Origin of the sequence: Bradyrhizobium sp. SZCCHNS3016 (genome assembly GCF_032484535.1) — a bacterium.
Taxonomy (GTDB): Bacteria; Pseudomonadota; Alphaproteobacteria; order Rhizobiales; family Xanthobacteraceae; genus Bradyrhizobium.
Genome location: NZ_JAUETE010000005.1, coordinates 196,510 through 222,522, shown reverse-complemented (window position 1 = coordinate 222,522; position 26,013 = coordinate 196,510). Strand labels below are relative to the sequence as shown.

The 26,013-nt window shown below is 65.4% G+C and carries 17 protein-coding genes; 8 read left to right on the top strand and 9 right to left on the bottom strand.

From position 1 onward, the window contains the following. The first annotated feature begins 3 nt into the window (after positions 1–3). Together QW881_RS12800 and QW881_RS12795 are read left to right on the top strand one after the other, a co-directional pair. Positions 4–783 (top strand): HpcH/HpaI aldolase family protein, encoded by a 780-nt coding sequence (locus tag QW881_RS12800; protein WP_315714912.1) that lies wholly within the window; start codon positions 4–6, stop codon positions 781–783. A 111-nt stretch (positions 784–894) separates the two neighbouring features. Beyond that, entirely contained in the window at positions 895–2,418 is a 1,524-nt protein-coding gene (locus tag QW881_RS12795; RefSeq protein ID WP_315757737.1) for an altronate dehydratase family protein, read from the top strand. 209 nt (positions 2,419–2,627) lie between these two features. Here QW881_RS12795 and QW881_RS12790 read toward each other — a convergent pair whose 3' ends face one another. Then, positions 2,628–2,825 (bottom strand): hypothetical protein, encoded by a 198-nt coding sequence (locus QW881_RS12790; RefSeq protein ID WP_008964013.1) that lies wholly within the window; start codon positions 2,823–2,825, stop codon positions 2,628–2,630. A 434-nt stretch (positions 2,826–3,259) separates the two neighbouring features. Between QW881_RS12790 and QW881_RS12785 the strand changes: the two genes are divergently transcribed. The 4 genes from QW881_RS12785 (at position 3,260) to QW881_RS12770 (ending at position 10,495) form a co-directional block, all read left to right on the top strand. After that, the gene (locus tag QW881_RS12785; protein WP_316158374.1) at positions 3,260–6,574 is read left to right on the top strand and encodes a transglutaminase family protein; all 3,315 of its coding nucleotides are present in this window, start codon (positions 3,260–3,262) and stop codon (positions 6,572–6,574) included. 30 nt (positions 6,575–6,604) lie between these two features. Continuing rightward, complete coding sequence (locus QW881_RS12780) at positions 6,605–9,139, top strand: circularly permuted type 2 ATP-grasp protein (RefSeq protein ID WP_316158375.1); 2,535 nt, start codon at positions 6,605–6,607, stop codon at positions 9,137–9,139. Further along, complete coding sequence (locus QW881_RS12775; protein WP_315737284.1) at positions 9,136–10,014, top strand: transglutaminase family protein; 879 nt, start codon at positions 9,136–9,138, stop codon at positions 10,012–10,014. Before QW881_RS12780 ends, QW881_RS12775 begins: the two co-directional genes overlap by 4 nt. Before the next feature lie 100 nt (positions 10,015–10,114). After that, positions 10,115–10,495 carry a hypothetical protein gene (locus tag QW881_RS12770; RefSeq protein WP_316158376.1) on the top strand — a complete coding sequence of 127 codons (381 nt, stop codon included), beginning with the start codon at positions 10,115–10,117 and terminating at the stop codon, positions 10,493–10,495. A 939-nt stretch (positions 10,496–11,434) separates the two neighbouring features. On the opposite strand, the gene QW881_RS12765 is transcribed toward QW881_RS12770, so the two are convergent. From QW881_RS12765 to QW881_RS12735, 7 genes are all read right to left on the bottom strand, one after another. After that, positions 11,435–12,328, bottom strand: a complete 894-nt coding sequence (locus tag QW881_RS12765; RefSeq protein WP_316158377.1) for an SMP-30/gluconolactonase/LRE family protein — start codon at positions 12,326–12,328, stop codon at positions 11,435–11,437. Between the two features lie 217 nt (positions 12,329–12,545). Next, positions 12,546–14,594, bottom strand: coding sequence for a PQQ-dependent sugar dehydrogenase (locus QW881_RS12760; protein ID WP_316158378.1), 2,049 nt, complete (start codon positions 14,592–14,594; stop codon positions 12,546–12,548). Between the two features lie 13 nt (positions 14,595–14,607). Continuing rightward, positions 14,608–15,891: a sodium:proton antiporter NhaD gene (nhaD, locus tag QW881_RS12755; RefSeq protein WP_316158379.1), complete on the bottom strand. Its 1,284-nt coding sequence runs from the start codon at positions 15,889–15,891 to the stop codon at positions 14,608–14,610. Between the two features lie 422 nt (positions 15,892–16,313). Further along, positions 16,314–16,964, bottom strand: a complete 651-nt coding sequence (locus tag QW881_RS12750) for a ChrR family anti-sigma-E factor (protein WP_315737288.1) — start codon at positions 16,962–16,964, stop codon at positions 16,314–16,316. Further along, complete coding sequence (locus QW881_RS12745; RefSeq protein WP_315772520.1) at positions 16,961–17,506, bottom strand: sigma-70 family RNA polymerase sigma factor; 546 nt, start codon at positions 17,504–17,506, stop codon at positions 16,961–16,963. Before QW881_RS12745 ends, QW881_RS12750 begins: the two co-directional genes overlap by 4 nt. Before the next feature lie 204 nt (positions 17,507–17,710). Then, positions 17,711–18,331 (bottom strand): GTP cyclohydrolase I FolE, encoded by a 621-nt coding sequence (folE, locus tag QW881_RS12740; protein WP_315757726.1) that lies wholly within the window; start codon positions 18,329–18,331, stop codon positions 17,711–17,713. Positions 18,332–18,420: 89 nt separating this feature from the next. Beyond that, entirely contained in the window at positions 18,421–20,157 is a 1,737-nt protein-coding gene (locus QW881_RS12735) for a methyl-accepting chemotaxis protein (protein WP_315757725.1), read from the bottom strand. Between the two features lie 582 nt (positions 20,158–20,739). On the opposite strand from QW881_RS12735, the gene QW881_RS12730 reads away from it, so the two are divergent. Further along, positions 20,740–22,326, top strand: coding sequence for a B12-binding domain-containing radical SAM protein (locus tag QW881_RS12730; RefSeq protein WP_315757724.1), 1,587 nt, complete (start codon positions 20,740–20,742; stop codon positions 22,324–22,326). A 397-nt stretch (positions 22,327–22,723) separates the two neighbouring features. Next, entirely contained in the window at positions 22,724–25,081 is a 2,358-nt protein-coding gene (locus QW881_RS12725) for an efflux RND transporter permease subunit (protein WP_315757723.1), read from the top strand. Positions 25,082–25,389: 308 nt separating this feature from the next. Here QW881_RS12725 and QW881_RS12720 read toward each other — a convergent pair whose 3' ends face one another. After that, positions 25,390–25,884: a hypothetical protein gene (locus QW881_RS12720; protein WP_315737293.1), complete on the bottom strand. Its 495-nt coding sequence runs from the start codon at positions 25,882–25,884 to the stop codon at positions 25,390–25,392. Positions 25,885–26,013 lie beyond the last annotated feature (129 nt).

The following is a 26,013-nucleotide window of genomic DNA, read 5'->3' as shown; positions in this document are numbered from 1 at the left end:
GTCGTGGCGAACAATAAGGTCAAGCAGCTCTGGGCCGAAGGCAAGACGGTGGTGAATGCCTGGCTCGCGATCCCCTCGGGCTTTTCCGCGGAGGTCGTGGCTCAGTGCGGCTTCGACAGCGTCACCGTGGACATGCAGCACGGGGTACAGGACTATCTGTCGATGGTGCAGTGCTTTCAGGCGATGCATGGCCATCCGGTCACGCCGATGGTGCGCGTGCCGTGGAATGAGCCCGGCATCATCGGCAAGGTGCTCGATGGCGGTGCCTATGGCGTCATCTGCCCGATGGTCAACACAGCGCAGGAAGCGCGCAACCTTGTTTCCTATTCCAAATATCCGCCCAAGGGTGTGCGCTCCAACGGTCCGATCCGTTCGGGCATGTATGGCGGCGCGGGCGAGTATCAGAAGACGGCCAACGACGAGATCGTGCTGCTGCCGATGATGGAGACCAGGACCGCGGTCGAGAACATGGAAGCCATTCTCGATGTCGAAGGCATCGACGGCGTCTATATCGGTCCTTCCGATCTCGGCTTCTCCTATGGTCTCGTGCCGAAGCTCGATCGCGACGAGCCGGAGATCCTCAAGATCTATGAGAAGATCGTGAAGGAGTGCGGCAAGCGCGGGCTCAATCCCGGCATTCACTGCAGCGGCGCCGAGGGTGCGGTCCGCGCCATCAACATGGGCTTCAAGCTCGTGACCTTGTCGAACGAGGTCGGCCTGATGCAGGTCTATGCCCGCCAGCAAGTCGCGCAGACCCGCAAGGACTCCGGCGGCAAGGCCTGAGGCGAATTGCGAATAGGGAGTAGCGAATAGGGGATTCATTCATTCGCTATTCGCAACTCGCTATTCGCATGCCTGTTTGCGACCTACCGATACAAACGAAGAGAGACTGCCATGGCTCCCGCCCCCGTCATCCGTCTTCATCCCGAGGACAGCGTCCTGATCGCGCGTGCGAGTCTGCCGCCCGGCCTCGCGGTTGCCGATGGCGTGGCCACGGTGGACCGCATTCCGGCGGGGCATAAGGTCGCGGTGCGTCCGATCGCGCAGGGCGAGTCCATCCGCCGCTACGGCCAGATCATCGGCTTCGCGACCGCGCCGATCGCGCCGGGGCAGCACGTTCATACGCAGAACTGCGGGATGGGCGATTTCGCCAAGGATTATGCCTATGGCGTCGACGTGAAGCCGACGCCGAACTTCGATCTTCCGGCGACGTTCGAGGGCATTCGCCGTCCCGATGGCCGGGTTGCGACCCGCAACTACATCGGCATTCTGACGTCGGTGAACTGCAGCGCGCATGTCGCGGGCCTGGTCGCCGACGTGTTCAAGCGGAATCCCTTCACCGGTGATGATCCGCTCGCCGACTACCCGAACGTCGATGGCGTCGTGGCGCTGACGCACAAGACCGGCTGCGGCATGACGCTCGACGAGCCGCTGAAGCTGCTGCGGCGAACCCTCGGCGGCTACGCGCGTCACGCGAACTTCTCTGCGGTGATCGTCCTCGGCCTCGGTTGCGAGGCCAATCAGATCGGCGGACTGATGGAGGAGCAGAAGCTCGCCGGCCGCCTTCGTGCGATGGACATCCAGGAGGTCGGTGGCACCCGCAAGACCGTCGAGGCCGGCATTGCTTTCGTCAAGGAAGCGCTCGCCGACGCCAACAGGGTCAAGCGCGAGACGGTTCCGGCCAGCGAGCTGACGGTCGCGCTGCAGTGTGGCGGCTCCGACGGCTATTCCGGCATCTCGGCCAATCCGGCGCTCGGTGCAGCAAGCGATCTGCTGGTGCGACATGGTGGCACGGTGATCCTGTCGGAGACGCCCGAGACCTATGGCGCCGAGCATCTGCTGACGCGCCGCGCAGTCAGCCGCGACGTCGGCGAGAAGCTCGTCTCCCTGATGCGCTGGTGGGAGGAGTATACGGCGCGCGAGGGTGCGGAGATGAACGCCAACCCCAGCCCGGGCAACAAGGCGGGCGGCCTGACGACGATTCTCGAGAAGTCGCTCGGCGCGATGGCCAAGGCCGGCAGCACCAATCTGGTCGATGTGCTGCATTATGCCGAGGCCGTCACCAAGAAGGGCTTCGTGTTCATGGACACGCCCGGCTACGACCCCGTCGCGGCGACGGGGCAGGTGGCCGGCGGCGCCAATCTCGTCTGCTTCACGACCGGACGGGGCAGCGTGTTCGGCTGCAAGCCGGCGCCGTCCATCAAGCTCGCGACCAACACGCCGATGTACAAGCGGATGGAAGACGACATGGACGTGAATTGCGGCACCATCCTCGACGGCGAGGAGACGGTGCAGGAGTGCGGCCAGCGCATCTTCGAATTGATGCTGAAGACCGCCTCGGGGCAGCCGACCAAGAGCGAGAGCTTCGATTTCGGCGGGGCCGAGTTCGCACCCTGGGTGCTCGGCGCGACGATGTAGCTGGATCACTCAGCTATTCGGCTGCCCCATATCGGGGCTGCCGTCTGACATGTCCCGGCATCTGATCGCAGCTGAGATCGCCAATAGCTGAGACTGGATCGCAACTGAGATCAGATGACAGGTGAGCGCGCCGCCATTTGCTGGCCGTCGTGGGCAGTCCGTCATGGGCTGGCCGTGCCGACGCTCGCGCGACAGCGGCGCCGAGCAATTTACCGCTGGTGGCCCAGGCCGATGCCGAGCGCCAGGGCCTTCTGACGGAGCGAGCCTTCGGTCCGCTTCATGGCCTTGGCGATCTTGGCAACCGGGGTCTTGGACTTCGAGTGCTGCTTCAGCAGCTTGATGTCGGCGGGCGTGTAGGGTTTCCGCGCCAACTTCTTGGTAGCTGCCTTCTTAGCTGTCTTCGCCACTTGATTCTCCTTTTGGCAATGGTGGTCCTAAATAGCATGTGTAGTCGAGCTATCAAGCGATTGCGGCAAATGCAACGCTATTAGTTCTTGTTAGTTCATCATTCGGGGTTAATCCCTGCTTTGAGGGACTGGTCAATCTTCCGTGAGCGCCTGCGCGCCTTCCTGTGGACAACTCTCCGCGTGCGGCTGGAGAGGTTGTTTGTTCTTCTCTCGTTCTTCGTGACGGGTCGGATTGGGGCGCGCAGCGGCCGGAAAAGCGACCGGTGCGTGCAGCGGAAGCACCTGACAGGGGAGGCGCAACTCGACCTACGCGGACCCAAATGCCGCCTTTCGGGCTTAGGATAGTTCAATAGGCAGCTCTGCCCTTTGTTAGTGCTTGATCCCTAAGCACAGCAATGTTCTGCTTAAAAAAGTTGCTGGAGCGCCGAAACCTCGTGTCAATCTACGTCGCATTACATCACGTTACCCATTACAAATATGATCGTCCGGTCGAACTGGGCCCGCAGACCATCCGCCTGCGTCCTGCACCACATACCAGGACCCCCGTGCTGAGCTATTCGCTCAAGGTCACGCCGCCCAACCATTTCGTGAACTGGCAGCAGGATCCGCAAGGCAATTGGCTGGCCCGCTACGTTTTCCCTGAGAAGGTGAACGAACTCAAAATCGAGGTCGACTTCACGGCGCAGATGACCGTGATCAATCCGTTCGACTTCTTCGTCGAGCCTTATGCGGACAGTTTTCCCTTTGCCTATCCCGAGGGCCTCAAGGTGGAACTCGCGCCCTATCTCGAAGCGATCGAGCCGGGGCCGTTGTTCGCGGAATATTTGAAGTCGATTCCCCGCGATGCGGACAACACGGTCAACTATCTCGTCGAACTCAATGCGCAGTTGCAGAAAAAGATTCGTTATATCATCCGGATGGAGCCTGGCGTTCAGACGCCGGAGGAGACGCTGTCGTCGGCCGCCGGCTCCTGCCGCGACTCGGCGTGGCTGCTGATCCAGACGCTGCGGCATCTCGGCCTCGCCGCCCGCTTCGTCTCCGGCTATTTGATTCAGCTTCGTCCCGACATCGATCCGGTCGAGGGGCCGGTCGAGGTCGAGAATGATTTCACCGATCTGCATGCCTGGGCCGAGGTCTATCTGCCCGGTGCTGGATGGATAGGCTTCGACGTCACCTCGGGCATGCTGGCGGGCGAGGGGCACATCCCCGTTGCTGCGACTCCCCATTATCACTCGGCTGCGCCGATCAGCGGCAGCGCCGGAGTTGCCGAGGTCAACTTCAACTTCGAGATGAATGTGAGGCGCATCCGCGAAGCGCCGCGGATTACCCGGCCATTTTCGGATGAGGCGTGGGACCGGCTCGACCGCCTCGGCGAAGCCGTCGATGCCGATCTCGCCGAAAACGACGTGCGGCTCACGATGGGCGGCGAGCCGACCTTCGTGTCGATCGACGACATGGAATCGGCGGAGTGGAATACGGCTGCCGTCGGCCCGGCCAAGCGCGGGCTCGCGGACAGCCTGATCCGGCGTCTGCGCGCGCGTTTCGCGCCCGGTGGCCTGCTGCACTACGGACAGGGCAAGTGGTATCCCGGCGAAAGCCTGCCGCGCTGGGCGTTCGGACTGTATTGGCGCAAGGATGGTGAGCCGATCTGGCGCAATCCGGACCTGATCGCCAGCGTCGATGGTCCGCGCAAGGCGACGATCCAGGATGCGGAGCGTTTCCTGGACATGGCCGCCGAGACGCTCGGGCTCGAATCCGACTACGTGCTGCCCGCGTTCGAGGATCCCGCGCATTGGCTGCAGAAGGAAGCCGCGCTGCCCGAGAACGTCGACGCACTCGACTCCAAGCTCGCCGATCCCGAAGAGCGCGCGCGCATGGCGCGGGTGTTCGACGAAGGCCTGCACATCCCGCGCGGCTTCGTGCTGCCGATCCAGCGCTGGAATGCACAGTCCAGGCGCTGGCGCAGCGAGCGCTGGGGCCTGCGGCGCAAGCGCCTGTTCCTGATTCCCGGCGACTCGCCGCTCGGCCTGCGGCTGCCGATCGGCTCGCTGGTCTACATTCCGCCGGAGGATTTCCCGTATATTCACGAGCAGGACCCGATGGAGGAGCGGGGGCCGCTGCCGATGTTCACGCAGGGGCGGCCGGTGATCGTGCCACAGGTGCCGCCGCTGCCGAAGCTCGACCGCGCGCCGAAGCCGCAGCAGGACGTTCAGTATCAGTACTGGGGCGGGCTCGGCGTCCGCACGGCGATGTCGGTCGAGATCCGCGATGGCATTCTCTGCGTGTTCATGCCGCCGGTCGAAACCATCGAGGACTACCTGGAGCTCGTCGCAACGGTCGAAGCGACGGCGGAGGCGATGCAGATCAAGGTTCACGTGGAGGGCTATGCGCCGCCGTTCGATCCGCGCATCGAGGTGATCAAGGTGACGCCAGATCCGGGCGTCATTGAGGTCAACATCCAGCCGGCCGCGAGCTGGCGGCAATCGGTCGACATCACCTTCGGACTTTATGAGGATGCCGCGAAGGTGCGGCTCGGCGCCAATCGCTTCCTGATCGACGGCCGCCACACCGGCACCGGCGGCGGCAATCACGTCGTGGTCGGTGGCAGCTCGCCGCCGGATTCGCCGTTCCTGCGCCGCCCGGATCTGCTGAAGAGCCTCGTCCTGTATTGGCAACGGCATCCGTCGCTGTCTTATTTGTTCTCCGGCATGTTCATCGGGCCGACCAGCCAGGCTCCGCGCATCGACGAGGCGCGCCACGACAGTCTCTATGAGCTGGAGATCGCGCTCGCCAATGTGCCACGGATCGGGCAGAGCGTGCCGCTGTGGCTGGTCGACCGGCTGTTCAGGCATCTGCTGGTGGACATCACCGGCAATACTCATCGCTCGGAGATCTGCATCGACAAGCTCTACTCGCCGGAGGGACCGACGGGCCGCCTCGGACTCGTGGAGTTCCGTGCGCTGGAAATGCCGCCCGATCCGCGCATGTCGCTGGCGCAGCAGCTTCTCATCCGTGCGCTGATCGCCAAATCGTGGCGCGAGCCGCAGGACGGCAAGTTCGTGCGCTGGGGCACGGCGCTGCACGACCGCTTCATGCTGCCTCACTTCATATGGGAAGACTTTCTTGATGTCCTGGATGAGCTGAGGTCGTCCGGCTACGATTTCTCGCCGGAATGGTACCAGGCGCAGCTCGAGTTCCGTTTTCCGACCTTCGGCCGCGTGCAGCATGGCGGCGTGACCTTGGAGCTGCGGCAGGCGCTGGAGCCCTGGCATGTGCTGGGCGAGGAAGGCGCGGCCGGCGGCACGGTGCGCTATGTCGATTCCTCGGTCGAGCGACTTCAAGTGAAAGCCGAAGGCTTCATCGAAGGCCGCCACCTCGTGACCTGCAATGGTAGGAGAATGCCGATGACCTTGACGGGGCGTTCGGCGGAGGCGGTGGCGGCGGTTCGTTTCAAGGCGTGGCAGCCGGCCTCCGGTCTGCACCCGACGATTCCGGTGCATGCGCCGCTGACCTTCGACCTGATCGACACTTGGAATGGCCGTTCGCTCGGCGGCTGCGTCTATCACGTCGCCCATCCCGGCGGCCGCAACTACGACACCAAGCCGATCAACTCCTACGAGGCGGAGGCGCGGCGGCTCGCCCGCTTCCAGGATCACGGCCACACTCCCGGACGAATCCCGCTGCCGCCGGAAGAACGCACAAATGAATTCCCGATGACCCTCGACTTGCGCAGGCCGCTCCTGCATTGATGAAACGGAGTTTGCGCGGAGGACCAGGGTATGGACGGCTCGAGCGGCCAGGACCAGGGAGCGAGCCCCGCCGCCGGTCGGCCGGCGGCACGTTCTCCGCTGCGCCGCGCCGAGCATTGGGCGCGCGATTATGCCCGGCTCCCCGGCATCCCCGATGAGTTCATCGGGGCCGACGGCCGTCCGCGGCCGGTCTGGACCCGCTTTGCCGAGACCTTCGCCGCACTCGCGCCGAGCGACATCGAGCGCCGCTTCGCCTCCGCCGATCGCCATCTGCGCGAAGCCGGCGTCACCTATCGCTCGCCGGGCGATAACGCCGAGCGGTTGTGGCCTCTGAGCCATCTGCCGCTGCTGATCGACGAGTCCGAATGGGCGCAATTGTCCCAGGGCATCGTCCAGCGCGCCGAGCTGTTCGAGCGGGTGCTGCAGGACATCTATGGCGAGGGACGGCTGCTCGCGAGCGGCGCGCTTCCTGCGGCCGCCGTCGCCGGGTCCAGCGAATATCTGCGCCCGGTCTGCGGCGTCAAACCGCCCGGCGGCCGCTTCCTCAGCATCTACGCCGCCGATATCGGCCGTGGGCCTGACGGCGGCTGGTGGGTGCTCAACGACCGCACCCAGGCGCCGTCCGGCATGGGCTATGCGCTGGAAAATCGGCTGGTGCTGTCGCGCGCCTTCTCCTCGATCTACAAGTCCATGAACGTCGAGCGTCTCGCGCCGTTCTTCGAAGCGTTCCGCGATGCGCTGCGCGCCAGCGCCGATCGTGACGAGCCGCGGATCGGCGTGCTCACGCCGGGCATGTTCAGCGAGACCTATTTCGAGCACGCGACGCTGGCGCGCTATCTCGGCTTCCTGCTGGTCGAGGGCGACGATCTCGCCGTCAGCGGCGACCGCGTGCACATCCGCACCGTCGCCGGCCTGAAGCGCGTCGACGTGCTGCTGCGGCGGCTCGATTCCAACTCGCTCGATCCGCTCGAGCTCGACGCGGCCTCGCGGCTCGGCGTTGCCGGACTCATGGACGTCGTGCGCAAGGGCGGCGTCGTGGTCGCCAACATGCCGGGCTCCGGCGTGCTCGAGGCGCGCGCGCTGCTCGGCTTCCTGCCGAGCCTTGCCCGGCGCGTGCTCGGGGAGGATCTCAAGATCCCGCACATCGCGACGTGGTGGTGCGGCCAGAAGTCCGCGCGCGACGAGGTGCTGTCGCGGCTCGAGGAGTTCTCGATCGAAGGTGCCTATGGCCGCGCCGTACCGGGCTTCGCAAGCAGCGGTCCGGTGCTGGCCGGCGAGCTCTCGGCCGCCGAGCGCGAGCGGCTGCGCGCTGCCATCAGCCAGCGCGGCATCGATTATGTCGGCCAGGAGGTAGTGCGGCTGTCGACCACGCCGGTGTGGCAGGACGGCCGGATCGCGCCGCGGCCGTTCGTGCTGCGGGTGTTCGCGGCCGCCACGCCCGACGGCTGGACCGTGATGCCCGGCGGCTTCTGCCGCATCGCCGACAAGCTCGATGCGCGCGCGGTGTCGATGGGCGACGGCGCGCGCGCCGCCGACGTCTGGGTGGTCGCCGACAAGGCGGTGGCGGCGCGCACCTTGCTGCCGGGCTCCGACAACGTGCGGATACGCCGCATCGCCGGCGTGCTGCCGAGCCGCGCCGCCGACAATCTGTTCTGGCTCGGACGCTATCTGGAGCGCGCCGAGGCCACCGTGCGGCTGATCCGGGCGCTCGCAGCCCAGCATCGCGATCCCGGCAAGGGGTCGCCGGCGCAGCTCAACACCTCCGAGCGCATCCAGCGGCTGTTGCTGGCGTGGGGCGCGGTTGAGCAGACCTCGCGCAGCAAGGGATTCCAGGTGGCTGCCGAAGCCCTGCAGGCCGAGGCGCAGTTCGGCTCGGCGCTGTCGCTGCTCAAATCGGCGCAGCGCACCGCGACCTCGCTGCGCGAGCGCCTCTCGCCCGACGCCTGGCAGGTCATCACCGAGATGCCGAATCGGCTGGCGCAGGAGGCCGAGGATGAGGACGCCGTCGTCAGCATCGCCGAGCTCACGCTCGACAGGCTCGCGAGCTTCGCCGGCCTCGCCCAGGAGAACATGAATCGCGCCGCCGGCTGGCGCTTCCTCGACATGGGTCGCCGCGCCGAGCGCGCCATCAACACCGCGCGATTCGCGCGGCAGTTCGGCTATGACGAGGCGACGCCCGAGGATCTCGACGTCCTGCTCACCCTGGTCGATTGTCAGATCACCTATCGCTCGCGCTATCTGATCGGCCCGGCGCTGGCGCCGATCCGCGATCTCGTCGTGCTCGACCTCTATAACCCGCGCTCGGTCGCGTTCCAGGTCGAGCTGCTGAACGAGCACATCGCGAGCCTGCCGGTGCTGAAGGAGAACGGGCTGATCGAGCGGCCGCAACGCCTCGCGATCTCGCTGGGCGCGCGGCTGACCGCAGCGGAGGCGGCCCATCTCGATGGCCGCACGCTGTTTGCACTGGAGCAGGACCTGCTCAATCTGGCGGAGGCGATTGGTCAGCACTATTTCCCGCACGGTCCGAACGCGACGCGGCCGGAAAAGCTGACGGGCCTCGCGTGATCTACGACATCCGGCATGTCACGACCTATGAGTATGAGAGCGCCGTCAGCTTTGCGCGCTGCTCGCTGCGCCTGGAGCCGCTCAGCGGCGACGGGCAGGAGTTGATCTCGCACAGCGTCGACATCCGCCCGCGTCCCTCGGAGCGGACGGCGCGGCGCGACTTCTTCGGCACGCTGACCGAGAGCATCGTGATCGACACCCAGCACCGCCATCTGCGCATCGACTCGCGCTCGCGGGTAAAGCTGTCGCGCACACCGCCGGAGCGCGATGCGCCGAGCGCGGCCTGGGAGGACGTGCGTGATGCCGCCTTCGAGGCGACGAGCCTCGGCCCGTCGTCGCCGATCGGCTACGTCTTCGCCAGCGCGCTGGTGCCGGTGCTGGAGCCGGTGACGGACTATGCCGCGGCAAGCTTTCGCGCCGGCACCGGCATCGTTGCCGGCGCGGCCGACCTCATGCGGCGCATCCGCAAGGAGTTCAGATACGATCCGAAGGCGACCGTGATCTCGACCCCGTTGCGCGAGGTGTTCGACAATCGCCACGGCGTCTGCCAGGATTTTGCTCATATCATGATCGCCGGCCTGCGCGGTCTCGGTCTCCCCGCGGCCTATGTCAGCGGCTATCTGCGCACCATCCCGCCCGAGGGCCAGCCGCCGCTGCAGGGCGCCGACGCCACCCATGCCTGGGTGTCGCTGTGGGGTGGCGAGGAGCTGGGCTGGATCGGCTTCGATCCGACCAATGATCTCCTGGTCGGCAATGATCACATCATCCTCGGCATGGGCCGCGACTTCTCCGACGTTTCGCCGGTCGATGGCATCATCGTCGGTTCGCGCAAGCAGAAGCTCGGCGTCGCCGTCGATGTGGTGATGGTCGAGTAGGGTTCCCTCACCGGGAACGGCCGGAACATTTTTCCCGCATCGCACTTGATCCGCCCGAGGGGCCCGAAATGGGGGCTGGCTGACCCTTTCGAGCGATGGAGTGATCGACATGAAACGCGTTGCAGTCGTCATTGGCCTCGTCGGCGCCTGCGTCGCCGGCAGCGCCTCGGCCCAGCCGAGTGCGAACCTCACCGGCACCTACCGCTGCATCCAGATGTGCCGCGACGGCATGATCGGCGCGCCGGCCTTCGTGACGCAGAACGGCGATGCCGTGAACCTGACCACCGAGACCGGCGAGTCCCTCCAGGCTTGGCCGGACTGGAATGCTCCCAATAGCCGGCTGTGGATCGATGCGCGCGACGAAAGCGCGGTGTATTCGCCCGACGGCATGCGCATTCAGTTCGACGACGGCCGCGTCTGGGAGCGCGACCTGCCGCCGCCGCTGATCGTGCGCCGCGCGCCGGTCGTGTACGGGCGATAAGCGATCGCCATTGCTACTAAGGCCCTCGCGCACGCGGGGGCCTTGATTTGCGGGTGAGATGAAAGGTGCCGGCCTCACGATCACTGTCGTCCCGGCGAACGTCGGGACCCATAACCCCAGCTGAGTGTTGGGCGGCACACTGTTAGCAGCATCTCGCACCTCACTCCTGCTGCGGAGTATGAGTTCCGGGCTTGCCTGGGACAACGGCGAGTTTGTTGCACGGTCTCTCCACCATTCGCGCTGCGGCGGGATACTTTCTGCTGTCATCGTCCGCGAAAGCGGACGATCCAGTACTCGCCGGGAGGGGTGATGAATCGAGACGCCGCGGCGTGCTGGATGCCCGCCTGCGCGGGCATAACACGGAGTACGAGGCAGCGTTCTCGCGACATGATCTGTCCGAGTCATGAAGGATAGCTCGAACCCTCCGAGAACAAGAGGGCGCAGGGAATGCCGGGTGATGGCCTCACCCATGGCCCGCCTGCGAAAAGAATGCAGGCGGCAGGTACCACAGGTGCAGCCGGGTCAACCCGGCATTCCCTGCGCGATGGCTTTACGGCTTATACGTGGTCTCCCTGGTGCGCCGAGCTTTCTGGCCACCATCCCCAGCGCGATCGCATTGCGCCAGGTTGACACCAGCATCGGGGTGTCGGGACATCACGACTTCACCGTGCGCATCATGCCGTTCGTCCGCGCGACTGATCACGCTGCAGCACCACACGCCCACCGCTCCCCAGGCTCCACGTTCGTGACGATCGCGATCCGCCCCTCTCACGAGCCCGGGATGGCCGGAAACATCGGTCTGATTTGCCCGACGATGCAAGTGGGCAAGCGTGCGACAAACTGGCACGACGGGCAATTCGGGCATGGCGGATATGCGCGATCTATTAGTTGTCGTTCAGACAGCGAGCGGCATGCTGAATCCGGCACCAGCAGAGAAGCTCAGCACTTCCGCATCTGCAAACAATGTTCTCGCCCCTCGACATCAGTCCGAAACGACTCGATGAAGCCGCCCTGGCGCTGGGTCACATACACGGTCTTGCCGTCGCTGCCGCCGAAGGCGAGGTTGGTCGGCTCCTTGGCTTTCAGCGCGATCTCCCTGATCATGCGCCCATCCGGCGCCAGCATGGCGATGCTGCCCTTGAGGATGCGCGCGACCAGCAGCCGGCCGCTGGCGTCGGTGCGCAGTCCGTCGATCGTGTTCGGCTCGAAGGTCTTGATCAGCTTCGGCCGGGTCAGCGCGTCGCCGTCGATCGCATAGGACCAGATCTCGCCGCTGTTGGATTCGCCGACATAGAGCGTGCGGCCGTCGGGGCTGAGATCGATGCCGTTGGCGGTGCCCATGGCGCGTGGCGCGATCATCGCCGCGCCCTGCATCACGCCATCAGCGCCCTTCGCAATGCGCCAGACGCGGCCGCTGCGCGCCTTCCAGTTGGGATCGCTCGCATAGATGGTGCCGTCGCGTGACAGCGTGACGTCGTTGGGCTGGCTCATGTCGTCGGCATGGAAGACGAGGCGGGGCTCGGTGGTGCCGGGCGCGATGGCGAAGATGTTGTGCTTCTTGTAGTCGGCGACGAACATGACGCCGGCAGCGTCGATGCGGATCGCATTGCCGATGCTGCCGTCGGGCAGCTCGGTGAATTTCTCCGAGGCCGTCGCTTCCGGCGCCAGCCTGCCGATCGTGCCGGGTTTGCTGATATTGACCACGAACAGATTGCCGTCGCGGTCGACGGCGGGGCCTTCGATGCCGAAGGTGTATTCGCCTGACGGTGTGAGCTGCGTGCTCTCGAACAGTTTTGGGGCGGCCAGAGCAGGGACGGTCGCAAGGACGAGCATTGCGAGTTCCGCCAAACGCGGGATGCGTAGGGTGGGCAAGGGCGCGATGCGACGCTGCTTCCGAGCCAACACCGTGTGCGGCGCGCCGTGCCCACCATCGCGGGCAGCGGTGCTCGCGACTACCCCCACCCCCGACCCCTCCCCGCAAGGGGGAGGGGAGCACACTGCGCCTGTGGCAGTCGCTTTGCTCATCCCAGGGATGATCTCGTCGCGTCCGTCAGAGCGGCACCAGAAACTGCTGTTGGATATAATAGCCATCGTCGTCCGTGCAGGTGCCGTTGAGATAGGTGTCGGCTGGCCGGAAGAGACGGCTGAAGCCGGGCTTATTGACGGCAGACCTCTCGGTCACCACGACGATCTTGCCGAACGGAATGTCGCCGCATTCGCGGCCGTCCGCGGCGAAGAACTTGCGGTGCGGCGGGCCGCCCGCTTTGACCCGCATCCGCGTGCCTGGAACCAGGCGTGCGACGAGGTCGTCGGCAACATCAAGCAGTTTCGCATAGCCTGGTTCCGTCTTGATCAGGTCAGCCCCGGGCGGCATCTGCCGCTCGGCACCCAACCCGCGCAATCGCTGACGCAGCCGGCCGGCTTCGGGATCACCGGGATAGATCCAGCCGTCCTGGGCCAGCATGAAGCGCAGCACCGCGAGGTCCTTGTCTCGATCGGATTGTCCGGCCTCGAGGCCGAAATCCGAATGGCAACCGCGACAGTGTTTCTCGATGAGGTTCTTGCGCACCATCGCCAACCGCGCGCGCCCGGCAGCATCGTCCAGCACCAAGGCGGCCAGCCGGTCGATCAGTTGATCGCTTCTCGTGTCGCAAGGCAACGGCTCGGGTGCAGCCTCGTCCGTGTGGTCGATCCGGATCACGGTCTGGTTCTTGTCCTCCACCAGCCAGATCGCGCCGTCGTCGGCCACGGTCATGCCGACCGGCGCGCCTTGCGGCCGGATGCCGTTGACGCGATGCCAGCCGGTGATGATCTCGTCGAACGCCGCAGCCGGCGCGGGACCGGCTGCGGTCTGGAAAGCGCGGGTCGGCTCGGCGGCGCAGCTCACATGATAGCGCACCGGCGCCGGGCTCACTTTCGGGAAGCCACGCTCGTCGACCTCATAGGCGAGCAGCCGGCTGCCGGTCGGCCGGTAGCCATGCAGGCCGACCAGCAGCCTGCCTTTCAGCTCGTCGAAGCGATCGCCCGTGTAGTAGAGCATGCCGAGCGGCGCGCCATGCGGTGGCAGCAGCGACCAGGGCTGCTTGTAGAGCGTGGTGGTGTTGCAGAGGTTCTTGAGCGCGCCGGATTGCAGCACGCGCTTGAATTCCGGGCTCGGCGTCGTCAGGTCGTAGCAATAGGGCCAGCCATAGTGGCGGCCTTGCTCGATGGCGTTGATCTCCTCGTTGGGTGCGAACACGTCCTGCAGATCGCGCGCGTTCTCGCCCTGCAGCAAGGCGGTGCCGGGATCGGGAAAGCGCGGATGCAGGGCCAACGCCATTGAGTTGCGCAGGCCGCGCGCGTAGACCTCGTGCGGCGGCGACGGATCGCCGGATTTCAGCGCCGCAAAGACGCCGCCGGCCGGTGGCGTGAACAGCCAGATCGCGGCGAGCGCCGAGGTGCCTTCACCGGCGGCGCAGGGCTGCGTGATCGGCGCCTGCGACAGGCAGTTGTCGCTAGGCGAGCCGATGTTGACGAACAGCCGTCCGGTGCGGTCGAAGGCGAATGCCTTCAGCGGATGCGCACTTTCCGATAGGCGCGTGCCGTCGGGCAGCGTGAGGCGGCGTCCCGGCAGGTCGCGGATGATGGTCTCGATCGTTGCTTTCGGGTTGCTCGCAAGCGGATCGAAGCGGAAGATCGACGTATCGGTGGCGGCGTAGATCTTGCCGTCGGGACCGGCCGCAAGCCCGAACGGATAGGACAGCCGCGTGATCACCTCGCGGAGGCGCTGGCCGGCCGGCGCCGCGGGATCGAGGATCAGCAGCCGGCCGTCGTCATGGCCCCAGCCGCCCATGTCCGCGATCACGAACAGCCGATGGCCGGGGATCTGCACGATGCTGCGGGGAAATCTCAGGCCGTCGTCGCGGCCGGCGACGAGGCCGGCGCAGAAGCCGGGCTTCATGTCGATCTGGAGGCGCGGAAAGGCGAGGGCGCCGTCGCCGCAACTGGCCGGGCCGAGCGCGTAGCCGCTGCGGATCGTCGCGTCGTCGGCGCGGCCAGCTCCGATGCCGATGAGCATGGCGGTCGCGACGGCTGCAAGACTGTGCCACGACCATCCCATGCGTCGGTCCCGCTCAGTGAAGCAGATTGTATTGGATGATGTAGGCGGCAGCGCCGGCAAAATAGCCGAGCAGGGCGATGCCGCTGATGCGGCGGACGTACCAGAAGAAGTGGATGTTCTCGAGCCCCATCGCGGCGACGCCGGCCGCCGAGCCGATGATCAGGATCGAGCCGCCGGTGCCGGCGCAGTAGGCGACGAACTCCCACAGGAAACTGTCCGGCGGAAACTGGCTCAGGCTGTACATGCCCATGGATGCCGCGACCAGCGGCACGTTGTCGATGACCGCGCTGGCGAGGCCGAGCACGATCACGATCAGGTCGAGCCGGCCGACGGTGCGATCGAGCCATTGCGCCAGCGCCTCGAGGATGTGGGTGTGCTCGAGCGCGGCGACTGCCAGCAGGATGCCGATGAAGAACACGATCGAGGGCATGTCGATGCGGGTCAGCGCATGCACCAGCGTCAGGCGCTGCTTCTGCTCCGAGGCCTTCTCGCGATGGATGATCTCGCCGACCATCCAGAGTAGGCCGAGCCCGAACAGGATGCCCATGAACGGCGGCAGGTGCGTCACCGCCTTGAACACCGGCACGGCGACCAGGATGCCAAGGCCCATGAAGAACATCAAATTGCGCTCGAACGGCAGGATCGGGCTGATCGAGGCGAGGCCGGCGCTCGCCGGCGGCACCAGCTGCTTGCCGCGCAGGGTGAAGCTGACGACGGCGAGCGGGACCAGCAGGTTCAAGAGCGAGGGGATGAAGACCGACTTCATGATCGCGAGCGGCGTGATCTGGCCGCCGATCCACAGCATGGTGGTGGTGACGTCGCCGATCGCCGACCAGGCGCCGCCGGCATTGGCGGCGATGACGATGATCGATGCGAAGACCAGGCGGTCCTCGTCGCGGCCGGACAGCTTCTTCATCAGCGACACCATCACGATCGCGGTGGTGAGGTTGTCGAGCATGGCGCTGAGGAAGAAGGTGACGAAGCCGACCAGCCAGACCAGGGTGACCTGGTTGCGGGTGCCGATCAGCGAGGTCACGACCTCGAAGCCGTTATGGGCGTCGATGACCTCGACGATCGTCATCGCGCCGATCAGGAAGAAGATGATCTGGGCGGTCGAGGCCACGGACTCGTTGAGCTCGGCCGCGACCGCCGGAGCCGTCCCGCCCATCACGGCGTAGACGGTCCACATCAGGCCGGCGCCGACCAGGGCGGTGGCCGCCTTGTTGATCCGGAACGGGTGCTCCAGCGCCACCACGGCATAGGCGAGCGTGAAGACGGCGACGATGGCGGCGGTCATCGCGGGGGATTTCCGGTCATGAATCTCGGCATGGGCAGCGTGGAACCGCCCCAGATATGACCGATCGGCGGTCCACCAGCAAGCAGGGGACCGAAACCGCGTCGGGTCCTACACCACGGCCGACGCGATCGCGTCGGCGTGGCTGCGGATGGCGCGGATCTCGGCCGCGCTGCGGCGCGCACGGTCTTCTGCATCTTCAAGATCGTTGCAGCATGGAGCTCGGCAAAGGCTTGCTCATCGTTGCGTCCGGCACGGGCCGCTGGCTGCAGAGATGCGCGACGTAACCCTTCTGATCCGCTGATCCGCGCTTGCTGATCGCATCCTTCTCCTGCATGCGCTCTCTCTGAGCGGAAACGGGTCAGAGTCAGATGCGGATCACCCGAATGCTTGCTTCGCTGCGCTCGCAATGACCGCGGAGGAATTCAGAGCCGGACGAACGGGCTGATGAGGCGGCCGAGCAGGCCGTGCATGCGCAGGTCGCCGGTCATGGCGACGAGGCAGAGGCAGGGGCCCTCGTCACCGACCACCGGACGATGGTCGACCTCGTCGTCGCCATAGTCGAAGTCGCCGGGTCCGTAATAGCCGCCGAGATGGCTGAAGCTGCCCTTCAGCACGCAGGTCAGCTCATTGCCGGAATGCGTATGCTCCAGCATCCGCGCCCCGGGCTCCGAGCGCAGCAGGAAGGCGCGCGATTTGCCGGTGCCCGGCAGCAGGATCGGGCGCATGCTGATGCCGGGCGCCACGCGCCGGCGTTTGCCGATCTTGCAGCGCTTGACCATCTCGGGCAGATCCGCGAGCTCGGGATCGTGCTCGGCGACCTCGCTCACCTGCGGCGCCGCCTGCGGGCGTCGATCGATGCGGGCCATCACGGCATCGAAGGCATCCGCGCCCGTCGCGACCGGCTCGGCCGCGTCCAGCGAGGCGCCGGCGAGCTGCTCGATGGCGCGGACGAAGCGCTGGCATCGGCCGCAATCGGCGACATGGACACCGACGACCAGCCGCTCGGCCTCGTCGAGCGCACCAGTGGCGAAGTCGGCCAGCAGGTCTTCCGGCGGGTGGTGGCTGATCGTCATGTCGCGTCGTCCAACAGGTCTCTCAGGCGATTCATCGCCAGTCTGATTCGTGACTTTACCGTACCCAGCGGCAGGCCGAGCACCGCCGCGATTTCCGAATGCGGTCGTTCCTCGACGAACGACAGGCGGATCACGGTGGATTGCTCCACCGATAATCTTTCGATCGCGGCCGCCACCCGTGTGGCATCTTCGACACGCGAGACGATCTGGTCGGCTGCGGGCGTCGGATCGGCTTCCTCGTCACGCCCCACTTCTCTGCTCAGCCGGCTGTCGCGGGCGGCCTTGCGCGCGGCGTCGATCCGCTGGTTTCGCGCGATCGTGAAGATCCAGGCGGCCGCGCCGGCCGTCGACGGATCGAATTGCCCCGCCTTCGTCCACACCGCCACCATGGTGGATTGGGCGATTTCCTCAGCGTCGTCGGCGTTGCAGCCGGTCTTGATGAGGAAGCCTTTGATGCGGGGCGCAAAATGCGCGAACAGGGCCTTGAACGCCTCGCGGTCGCCGCGCGCGGCGACGCGTCCGATCAATTCAGCCCAGTCCACAGTCGCCTTCGGCCCTCTGCTCACATTCATCCCGGTACGGGCACTGAAGGCCCGTGCAAATCGATGCCGGGACGATGCCACGTTCCATTGCGCTATTCCAGTCGCTCTCAGTCGCGTGGTCATGGTCCCCGGCACGCTGCTTGATCCTGGATAACGTGGACCATGGACGGCTGGATCACAGCGGGCCGAGGATTTTCCGGACCCTCAATCCTTCAGGTCGGAATTGACCATCGCCAGGAACTCCTGGCGGCTCATCGGGTCGGTGCGGAAGCAGCCGAGCATACGGCTGGTGGTGAGATCGACGCCGTGCTTCTTGACGCCGCGCGAGCTGATGCAGTGATGGGCGGCCTTGATCACGACCGCCACGCCCTGCGGCTGCAGCACCTCGTCGATGATGTTGGCGATCTCGGCGGTCATGCGCTCCTGGATCTGCAGCCGGCTGGCATAGGCCTCGACGACCCGGGCGAGCTTGGAAATGCCGACCACGCGGCTGTGCGGCACGTAGCCGACCCAGGCGCGGCCGATGATGGGCGCCATGTGGTGCTCGCAATGGCTCTGGAACGGGATGTTCCGCAACAGCACCATCTCGTCGTAGCCGGCGGTCTCCTCGAACGTCTTGCGCAGATACTCCTCGGGGTTCTGCTCATAGCCGGCAAAATAGCTCTTGTAGGCCCGCGCGACCCGGGTCGGGGTCTCGGAGAGACCCTCGCGCGACGGGTCCTCGCCGATCCAGGTCAGGATGGTGCGGATGGCGTCCTCGACGTCATCCTGGGTGACCGCAACGGGGTCGCAGGCGAACGGAAGTTTCTTGGCTGTCTGGCGCACGAGGGCTCTCCAAAAACCAAGAAACGGTTCCGGTATCGGAACGGATCACGTCTTGCGGGGCGATTTCCGCGACCGATGGCTCGCCGCCGTCAGCTCGCCTTGCGCAGCCGCATCTCCGCGGACGGACCCGAGCGCAGGTTCTGGAAGAACTTCTCGACCTCGTTGGCGAGCGTCTGCGCGGTCGCGTTGAGGTCGCCGGACGCCGACAGGACGGAGGCGGCGGCCGTCGAGGTCTCGCTGATGGCGTCGCGGAGCGAGCCGATGTTCATGACCAGCGTCTGGTTGCCCTGTGCGGTCGACTGCGCGTTGGCCGAGATCTCCCGCGTCGCCTGGTCCTGCTGCTGGATCGCATTGGAGATGTTCGAGGTGATCTCGTTGATGCCGCGGACCGCCTGGCCAATCTCGCGGACCGCGTCGACCGCGGTCTTGGTCGAGGCCTGGATCAGGCCGACGTTCTGGCTGATCTCCTCGGTCGCCTTGGCCGTCTGCCCGGCCAGCGCCTTGACCTCGTGAGCGACCACGGCAAAGCCACGGCCGGCCTCGCCGGCGCGGGCGGCCTCGATGGTCGCATTCAGAGCGAGGAGGTTGGTTTGCTCGGCGATGGTCTGGATCAGGGTCAGTACGCCGTCGATGCGCTGGGTGGCGGCGGCAAGGCCTTCGATCTCAGTGACCGACTTCTCGGTGCGTTGGCCGGTCTGCTCGACGGCGCCGGCCGACTGCCGGATCTGCCGGCCGATCTCCTCGACCGACGTCGACAACTCCTCAGCGGCGCTCGCGACGGCGGAGACGTTGCTCGATGCCTGCGATGTGGCGCCGGCCGCGGTGACCGCGCGCTCGTTGGCATCGGCCGTCAGCCGCGTGATCATCTCGGCGGTTTGGCGCATCGCGGCGGCGTTCTCGGTGACGGTCCGCATCACGCTGCCGATCGCGGTGCGGAATTGTTCGACCGCGGTCTCGATGTGGCGGGCGCGGGCTTCGCGGATTTCCGAGTCCTGCGAGACCTGGACATTGAGGTCGCGGTTGTGGGCCATCGCCTGCTGGAATACGCCGATGGCGCGGGCGAGCTCGCCGATCTCGTCGGCCCGTCCGGCATGCGGCACTTCGACGTTCTCGGCGCCGGTCGCGACCCGGCGGATCGTATCGGTGATCTGAGACAGCGGCCGAGCGATCGAGCGGGCGATGATCACCACGCCGGCTGCGACCAGAGCCAACATCAAGCCGCCTAGACCGGTCAGCACGAGCGAGAGCTTGTTGTTCAGCGCCGTTTCCTCGGCGATCTTTCCCGCGCGCTCGACATAGACTTTGGACAGCGCCTCGAGATCCTTGTTGAGCGCCTTGCGCACGGAGCGATTGGCATCGTTGTCGCCCCACTCGCGTCCCGCAGCCGGGCTGATTTCATTGGCGCGCCGGACCAGTTCGGCGCGGAATTCGACGAATTGCTCGATCCGCTTCTTGAACGTTGCGAATTGCTGGGCGTCGTCGGCCTGTACGATCGCCTGCCACTTGTCGACGACCTTCAGGATGTCGGCATTGAACTTGAGCAAGCCGTTGCCGTATTGTTTTACGACGGCGGGGTCGGTCGACATATAGACGCCGCGCGACTCCATGACGACGGCATAGACGAGGCCGTTGACCAGCTGAACGTTGTGAGCGGCGAGATTGGCCGTCTCGATGGCCTTGATGAGCTCCGTGGCCCGCCGCGAGTTGTAGTCGGACAGCCAGGTGATTGCGGCGGTCAATAGCGCAAACAACGCAAAGATTGCATAGAGCTTGACTGCGATGGACTGGCGCGTGGCCGTCTTCGTTGACGTCGGGCGTGAGGTCATGAGGTGAGATACCGCAAGTTTTTGCTACGACGGAGGAGGCGCTTGATTGTTAATAGTTATGCAAAACCTTCATGGAGAAAGCGTTAAGTTGACACCGTCAGTATTATGCAACCGCAGCGCACTTTACTTGGCGTTTCAATCGATTAGTTGGTGCTTCGCAGCAGGGGCGGGCGCCGGGGCATCCGGTTGACTACGGAGGGCATGCGCCATTTCGAGGCCCCTCGTTCCCCTGCAAATGCATTGCAAGCCAGTGGCCGCGCGCACACGCGCTCCGCAATTGGTCCGCCGATCGGAGACAGGCGGGAGCAGTCGTCGCGCTCGACCGATCAATTATCCCTCCGATTGGAACTTTGGATCGCCCGTCGCATTCCACGATCCGTATTGCGATGCATCGGATCCGGTCGCCTCATCAGGTCGCGTCGGATCATGCCAGGCAGCGTGAGCATCTGGCACGCGGCGGGACCTTGCGCCCTGCGACAGGAGCGGAAGGCTCGATCGCACTCAACTTTTCCGGAAGGGGTGGCGAAGCCTTATCTTCGGCCGTAAGGTAACCAGTTAGCGGGTTGTCGCGAGGGGCAGTCGATGAGATTCGAGGGCATCGAAACGGTACGTCGCATTCTCTGTGTGTTTCCGCGCTACACCTCGTCGTTCGGAACCTTCGAGCATGCCTATCCGCTCACCGACGGCGTCCAGGCCTTCATGCCGCCGCAGGGGCTGCTGCTGATCGCGGCCTATCTTCCAAGTTCCTGGCAGGTGCGCTTCATCGATGAGAACATCCGCCCGGCGCAGGACGAGGATTTCTCCTGGGCCGAAGCGGTGTTCGTCAGCGGAATGCACATCCAGCGTCAGCAGATGAACGACATCTGCCAGAGGGCGCATGCGTTCGACCTGCCGGTCGCGCTGGGCGGCCCCTCCGTCAGCGCCTGTCCGGACTACTATCCGAGCTTCGACTATCTGCATGTCGGCGAGCTCGGCGATGCCACCGACGAGCTGATCGCGCGGCTGGCGCGGGATCCGTCGCGGCCTGCGCAGCAGGTCGTGCTGCGGACCGACGAGCGGGTGGCGATGACCGATTTCCCGGTGCCGGCCTATGAGCTCGCCGAGGTGAAGAAGTACTTTCTCGGCAGTATCCAGTATTCCAGCGGCTGCCCCTATCAGTGCGAGTTCTGCGACATCCCCGGCCTCTATGGACGCAACCCGCGCATCAAGTCGCCGCAGCAGATCATCGCCGAGCTTGACAAGCTCAGGGAATGCGGCGTCACCGGCTCGGTCTATTTCGTCGACGACAATTTCATCGGCAACCGCAAGGCGGCGATGGACCTGCTGCCGCATCTGATCGAATGGCAGAAGCGCACCGGCTACGTGATGCGGCTCGCCTGCGAGGCCACGCTCAACATCGCCAAGCGGCCCGAGATCCTGGAGAAGATGCGTGAGGCCTATTTCATCACCATCTTCTGCGGCATCGAGACGCCCGACCCGGATGCGCTGACCGCGATGCACAAGGACCACAACATGATGGTGCCGATCCTGGAGGGGATCAGGACCATCAACGGCTACGGCATGGAGGTCGTCTCCGGTATCATCATGGGGCTGGACACCGATACGCCGCAGACCGCGGACGCGCTGCTGCAGTTCGTCGCGGAGAGCCGGATCCCGCTGCTCACGATCAATCTGCTGCAGGCGCTGCCGAAGACGCCGCTGTGGGATCGCCTCGAGCGCGAGGGCAGGCTGGTCCACGATGACGGCCGCGACTCCAACGTGAAATTCCTGATGCCCTATGACGAGGTGGTCACGGCGTGGCGGCGCTGCATGGAGGTGGCCTATGAGCCGGAGCGGCTGCTCGCACGCTACAAGCACCAATGCGACACCACCTACGCCAAACGCATCAAGGTGCCGGTCAGCGACGAGATGAAGAGCTGGCCGAACATCAGGCGCGGCATGGTCATGATGGGCAAGATCTTCTGGAAGGTGGGCGTGCTCGGCGACTACAAGCGGCCGTTCTGGCGCTTTGCCTGGAGCCAGCTCAAGCGCGGCGAGATCGAGAATTTCATCGCCGTGGCGCTGATCGCGCATCACCTCATCATGTTTGCGCGCGCCGCCTCGCGCGGGAATCAGAACGCGTCGAACTACTCGATCCGGCTGCGCGAGGCCGCCCTTCCCGCAGGGTGATGGTCCTCTCTGGGGCAGGGGCGGCGAGTGGCGCTCGCCGGCACCGGTCCGCGGCCTGCCCCGGGCAAGAAGGGACGGCTCGGTCGGATACCGGTCCTTGAGTCGTTCAGGTTTTTGAGCCCCGCGCCCGTCCGGGTCGTCCACGCTCTTTTCAAGCACGGCAGAATCGTGGCGTGATCGGAAGCCATGCCGGCTCGCCGTCTTGTGTGGCCGGGCATGGTTGCGGCCGGGGAGTGAACCCTGCTAGACCCGGCCTCGACGAATTATCACGTGTTTTCAAGGATTAGCTTCGGCTGCGGGCCACAATGCGGTCATCTCTGCTTCGCTGAGCGGCCTTATTTCTGCCCTATGCGCTCAGGCCTTCCGAATTAGGCCGCCCCCAACCACTGGACACCGCATGCTGGAAGTCAGGCACGACAACGAAGTCCATGTCGAAAAGGTCGAGCACCGGCCGGCCGACAGCATCGCTTTCGGCATCGAGCGGCTCGGCCTCCTCGCGGTCAAGGCGCCGATCTTTTCCTGCGTCGTCCTGCTCGTCCTGATCGTGGCGGCGGTGTTCGGCATTAAGCGGATCCAGATCGACGATTCGCTCAGCCAGCTGTTTCGCTCCGACAGCAAGGAATTCCACCAGTACGAGGAGGTGACGAAGAAGTTCCCGGCCGAGGAATTCGACGTCCTCGTCGTGGTCGAGGGCAAGACCTTGCTGGCCCGCCAGAACCTCGAGAAGCTGCGTGACTTCGTGACCGACCTGCAACTGGTCGAGGGCACCCGTGGCTTGGTATCGCTGTTCTCGGCCCGTCAGGCGCCGGCGCCCGGCAAGCTTCCGGCGGCGCTGTTTCCGTCGGATCTGCCGGAGGGCGAGGCCTACGACAAGTTCATCGAAACGGTGAAGTCCAACGAGATCATCCGCGGCAAGCTGTTGTCGGAGGACGGCACGCTCGCCCTGATCGTGCTGTCGCTCGAGCCCAAGGTGGTGGCCTCGAACGATCTCGGAAAGGTGGTGGGCGACATTCGGAAGCTGATGGCGGAGGACCTCGCCGACACCGGCCTGAATGTCCAGCTTTCCGGCGTGCCGGTCATGCAGCTCGAGATCCGCAACGCGGTGGAACGTGACGGGCTGACCTACAACATTCTCGGCATTCTTGCCGGCTGCATCATCGCCATCATCTTCTTCCGCAAGGTCTCCTTCATGATCGCGGCGGCGTTTCCGCCGCTGATCGCGATCATGCTTGCGCTCGGCGCGCTCGGCTGGGCCAATTTCAATCTCAACATGTTCCTGAACGTGATGACGCCGCTCATCATGGTCATCAGCTTCTCCGATTCGATGCAGCTCACCTTCGCCGCCCGCGACCGCCTGATCGCAGGGCAGGACAAGGTGACGGCGTTCAAGAACGCCGTGCTGGTCGTCGGCCCGGCTTGCGTGCTGACCCACGCCACCGCCGGCATTTCCTTCATCGCCCTGCAGTTCTCCGACAGCGACCTGATCCGCAAGTTCGGCGAGGCGGGGCTTGCCGCCACCATCATCGCGCTGGTCGCGGTGCTGTCGCTGGTGCCGGTGTTCGGCGTGCTGCTGGTGCGCAACGAGAAGACGTTCGCGGTCAAATTCCAGGGGGCCGATGCCGGCGTGCAGGCGCTGCGCAATTTCTGCTACTGGATCGCGGTGCGCATGGTCGGTCGTCCCGGCCTGTTCAGCCTGATCGCGGTGGTGTTCGTCGGCTCGCTCGCGGTGGTCTATGCGAGCCTGGAGCCGCGCTACCGGCTCGCCGACCAGGTGCCGGACAAGCGCCAGGCGGTGGCGGCGAGCAACCGGCTCGATGCCAAGCTCACCGGCGCCAATCCGGTCAATGTGCTGATCCAGTTTCCCAAGGGCGCCTCGCTCTATGCGCCGGAGACGTTGCAGACCATCGCCGACGTCCATGCCACGGTCGAGAAGACTGCCGGTGTCGGCAACGTCTGGTCGGTCGAGACGCTCAGGCGCTGGCTGGCCGAGAAGGCCGGCTCGTCCGATACGGCGACGCTGCAGGAATACGTCAATCTGATCCCCGAGCATCTGGTGCGCCGCTTCATCGACAAGGAGCAGGATGCGGTGGTGGTCGCCGGCCGCGTTCCCGATCTGGATTCCAGCCAGCTGCTGCCGGTGGTCGACAAGCTTGATCATGAGCTCGACACGGTCAGGAAGAAGCACCCCGGCTTTGAGATCGCGGTCACCGGCCTTGCCGCCATCGCCGCGCGCAACTCCGCCAGCATGATCCAGAAGCTCAATCACGGGCTCACCATCGAGTTCGCGCTGGTGGCGATGTTCATCGGGCTCGCCTTCCGCTCCTGGGTGGTGATGCTCGCCTGCATCCTGCCCGGCATCTTCCCGGTGGTGATGTCCGGGACGTTGTTGTGGGCGATGGGGGAGGGGCTGCAATTCGCCAGCGTGGTGGCGCTCACGGTCTCCTTCGGCCTCGGCCTGTCGGCCACCATCCACTTCCTGAACCGGCTGCGGATGGAGAGTGCGCCCGGCGTCAGCGCCGCGGTCGCGGTGGAGCGTGCCACCGTGCTGGTCGGACCGGCGCTGATCCTCACCACGGTGGTGCTGGCCTGCGGCCTCGTCGTCACCGTGTTCTCGGATCTGCCGTCGCTGCGGCTGTTCGGCTGGCTCAGCGCGTTCTCGATGGTGGCGGCGCTGTTCGCCGACCTCTTCATCCTCCGCCCGACCGCGATGTTCCTGATCAACCTGTCGCAGAAGCTGAAGCGCAAGCCGGTGTGAGGGGCGTGATCTAGGCCCAATCCAACACTGTCATCGCCCGCATACGACGCGGGCGATCCAGTACGCCGCGGCTTATCGGCTTAGTCACGACTGCCTCTTGATGCTGGGTCGCCCGGTCCCGTCTGCGCATTCGGCTTCGACGCGGCCATGAGTTCAAGGGGCGCGCCGGAGCTTTAGCGAAGGCGGCAAGCCGGGCGACGACAGCGGGGGGCCCAATGCTCATGGTCTCTGATGTCTCAAAAAAACAAAACGGCCCTGACGTCGTCAGGGCCGTTCGCGCATTCCGTTGCTGACGGTGTCGCGACCGTTCAGGTCTTCGACATCGTGATGTTGACGCCGCGGATCTCGCCCTTGGAGGAGATCTGCACGACCTGCTTGTTGCCGCTGGTCCTCAGGGTGATGCTGGCGGCGAAGCCGGCGGCCTGCACGAACACGTCGATCTGGCCGTTGCCGGCGGTGCCCTGCAGCTCGCCGTTCACGTTGCGGCTGGATTCGCTCCAGTTGCCGGAGATGCGATCGCCCTGGCTGGTGACGTCACTGGTCAGGAGGAACTTGTAGCTGTCGCTGGCGCATTGCAGACTCTGCTTCAGATTGGCGCCGGCCACCTTGTAGCTGGCCTTGCAGCGGATGCGCTCGGTGGTGCCGTCGGACAGCGCGACCGTACCGTTGCCCGACCACGACCCGTCGAAGCCTGCGAACGGGCCCGACTGAGCCTGAACCGCGGTCGCCGCCACGAACAATGCCGCTCCGAGACCGGCGGCCTTGACGACGCGCCCAGAGAAAGGTGAGCCGAACAGTTTCATATCGAGTTTCCCATCCAAAATGACACCGCTGTGTCGGCGTACGCCGCCGCTTCGAACACTTGGTGTTCTCGCCGAAGGTTAGGTTCAAATGACGGCCGGTCGGGCGCTGCGACCGGATGCCATGATGCC

What these genes read in the sequence shown, in the direction of transcription:
- QW881_RS12725 (WP_315757723.1), top strand. Translation starts at nt 22,724, where the DNA reads ATGCTGGAAGTCAGGCACGACAACGAAGTCCATGTCGAAAAGGTCGAG.
- QW881_RS12795 (WP_315757737.1), top strand. Translation starts at nt 895, where the DNA reads ATGGCTCCCGCCCCCGTCATCCGTCTTCATCCCGAGGACAGCGTCCTG.
- nhaD (WP_316158379.1), bottom strand. Translation starts at nt 15,891, where the DNA reads ATGACCGCCGCCATCGTCGCCGTCTTCACGCTCGCCTATGCCGTGGTG.
- QW881_RS12735 (WP_315757725.1), bottom strand. Translation starts at nt 20,157, where the DNA reads ATGACCTCACGCCCGACGTCAACGAAGACGGCCACGCGCCAGTCCATC.
- QW881_RS12720 (WP_315737293.1), bottom strand. Translation starts at nt 25,884, where the DNA reads ATGAAACTGTTCGGCTCACCTTTCTCTGGGCGCGTCGTCAAGGCCGCC.
- QW881_RS12750 (WP_315737288.1), bottom strand. Translation starts at nt 16,964, where the DNA reads ATGACGATCAGCCACCACCCGCCGGAAGACCTGCTGGCCGACTTCGCC.
- QW881_RS12765 (WP_316158377.1), bottom strand. Translation starts at nt 12,328, where the DNA reads ATGCTCGTCCTTGCGACCGTCCCTGCTCTGGCCGCCCCAAAACTGTTC.
- QW881_RS12780 (WP_316158375.1), top strand. Translation starts at nt 6,605, where the DNA reads ATGGACGGCTCGAGCGGCCAGGACCAGGGAGCGAGCCCCGCCGCCGGT.
- QW881_RS12760 (WP_316158378.1), bottom strand. Translation starts at nt 14,594, where the DNA reads ATGGGATGGTCGTGGCACAGTCTTGCAGCCGTCGCGACCGCCATGCTC.
- QW881_RS12730 (WP_315757724.1), top strand. Translation starts at nt 20,740, where the DNA reads ATGAGATTCGAGGGCATCGAAACGGTACGTCGCATTCTCTGTGTGTTT.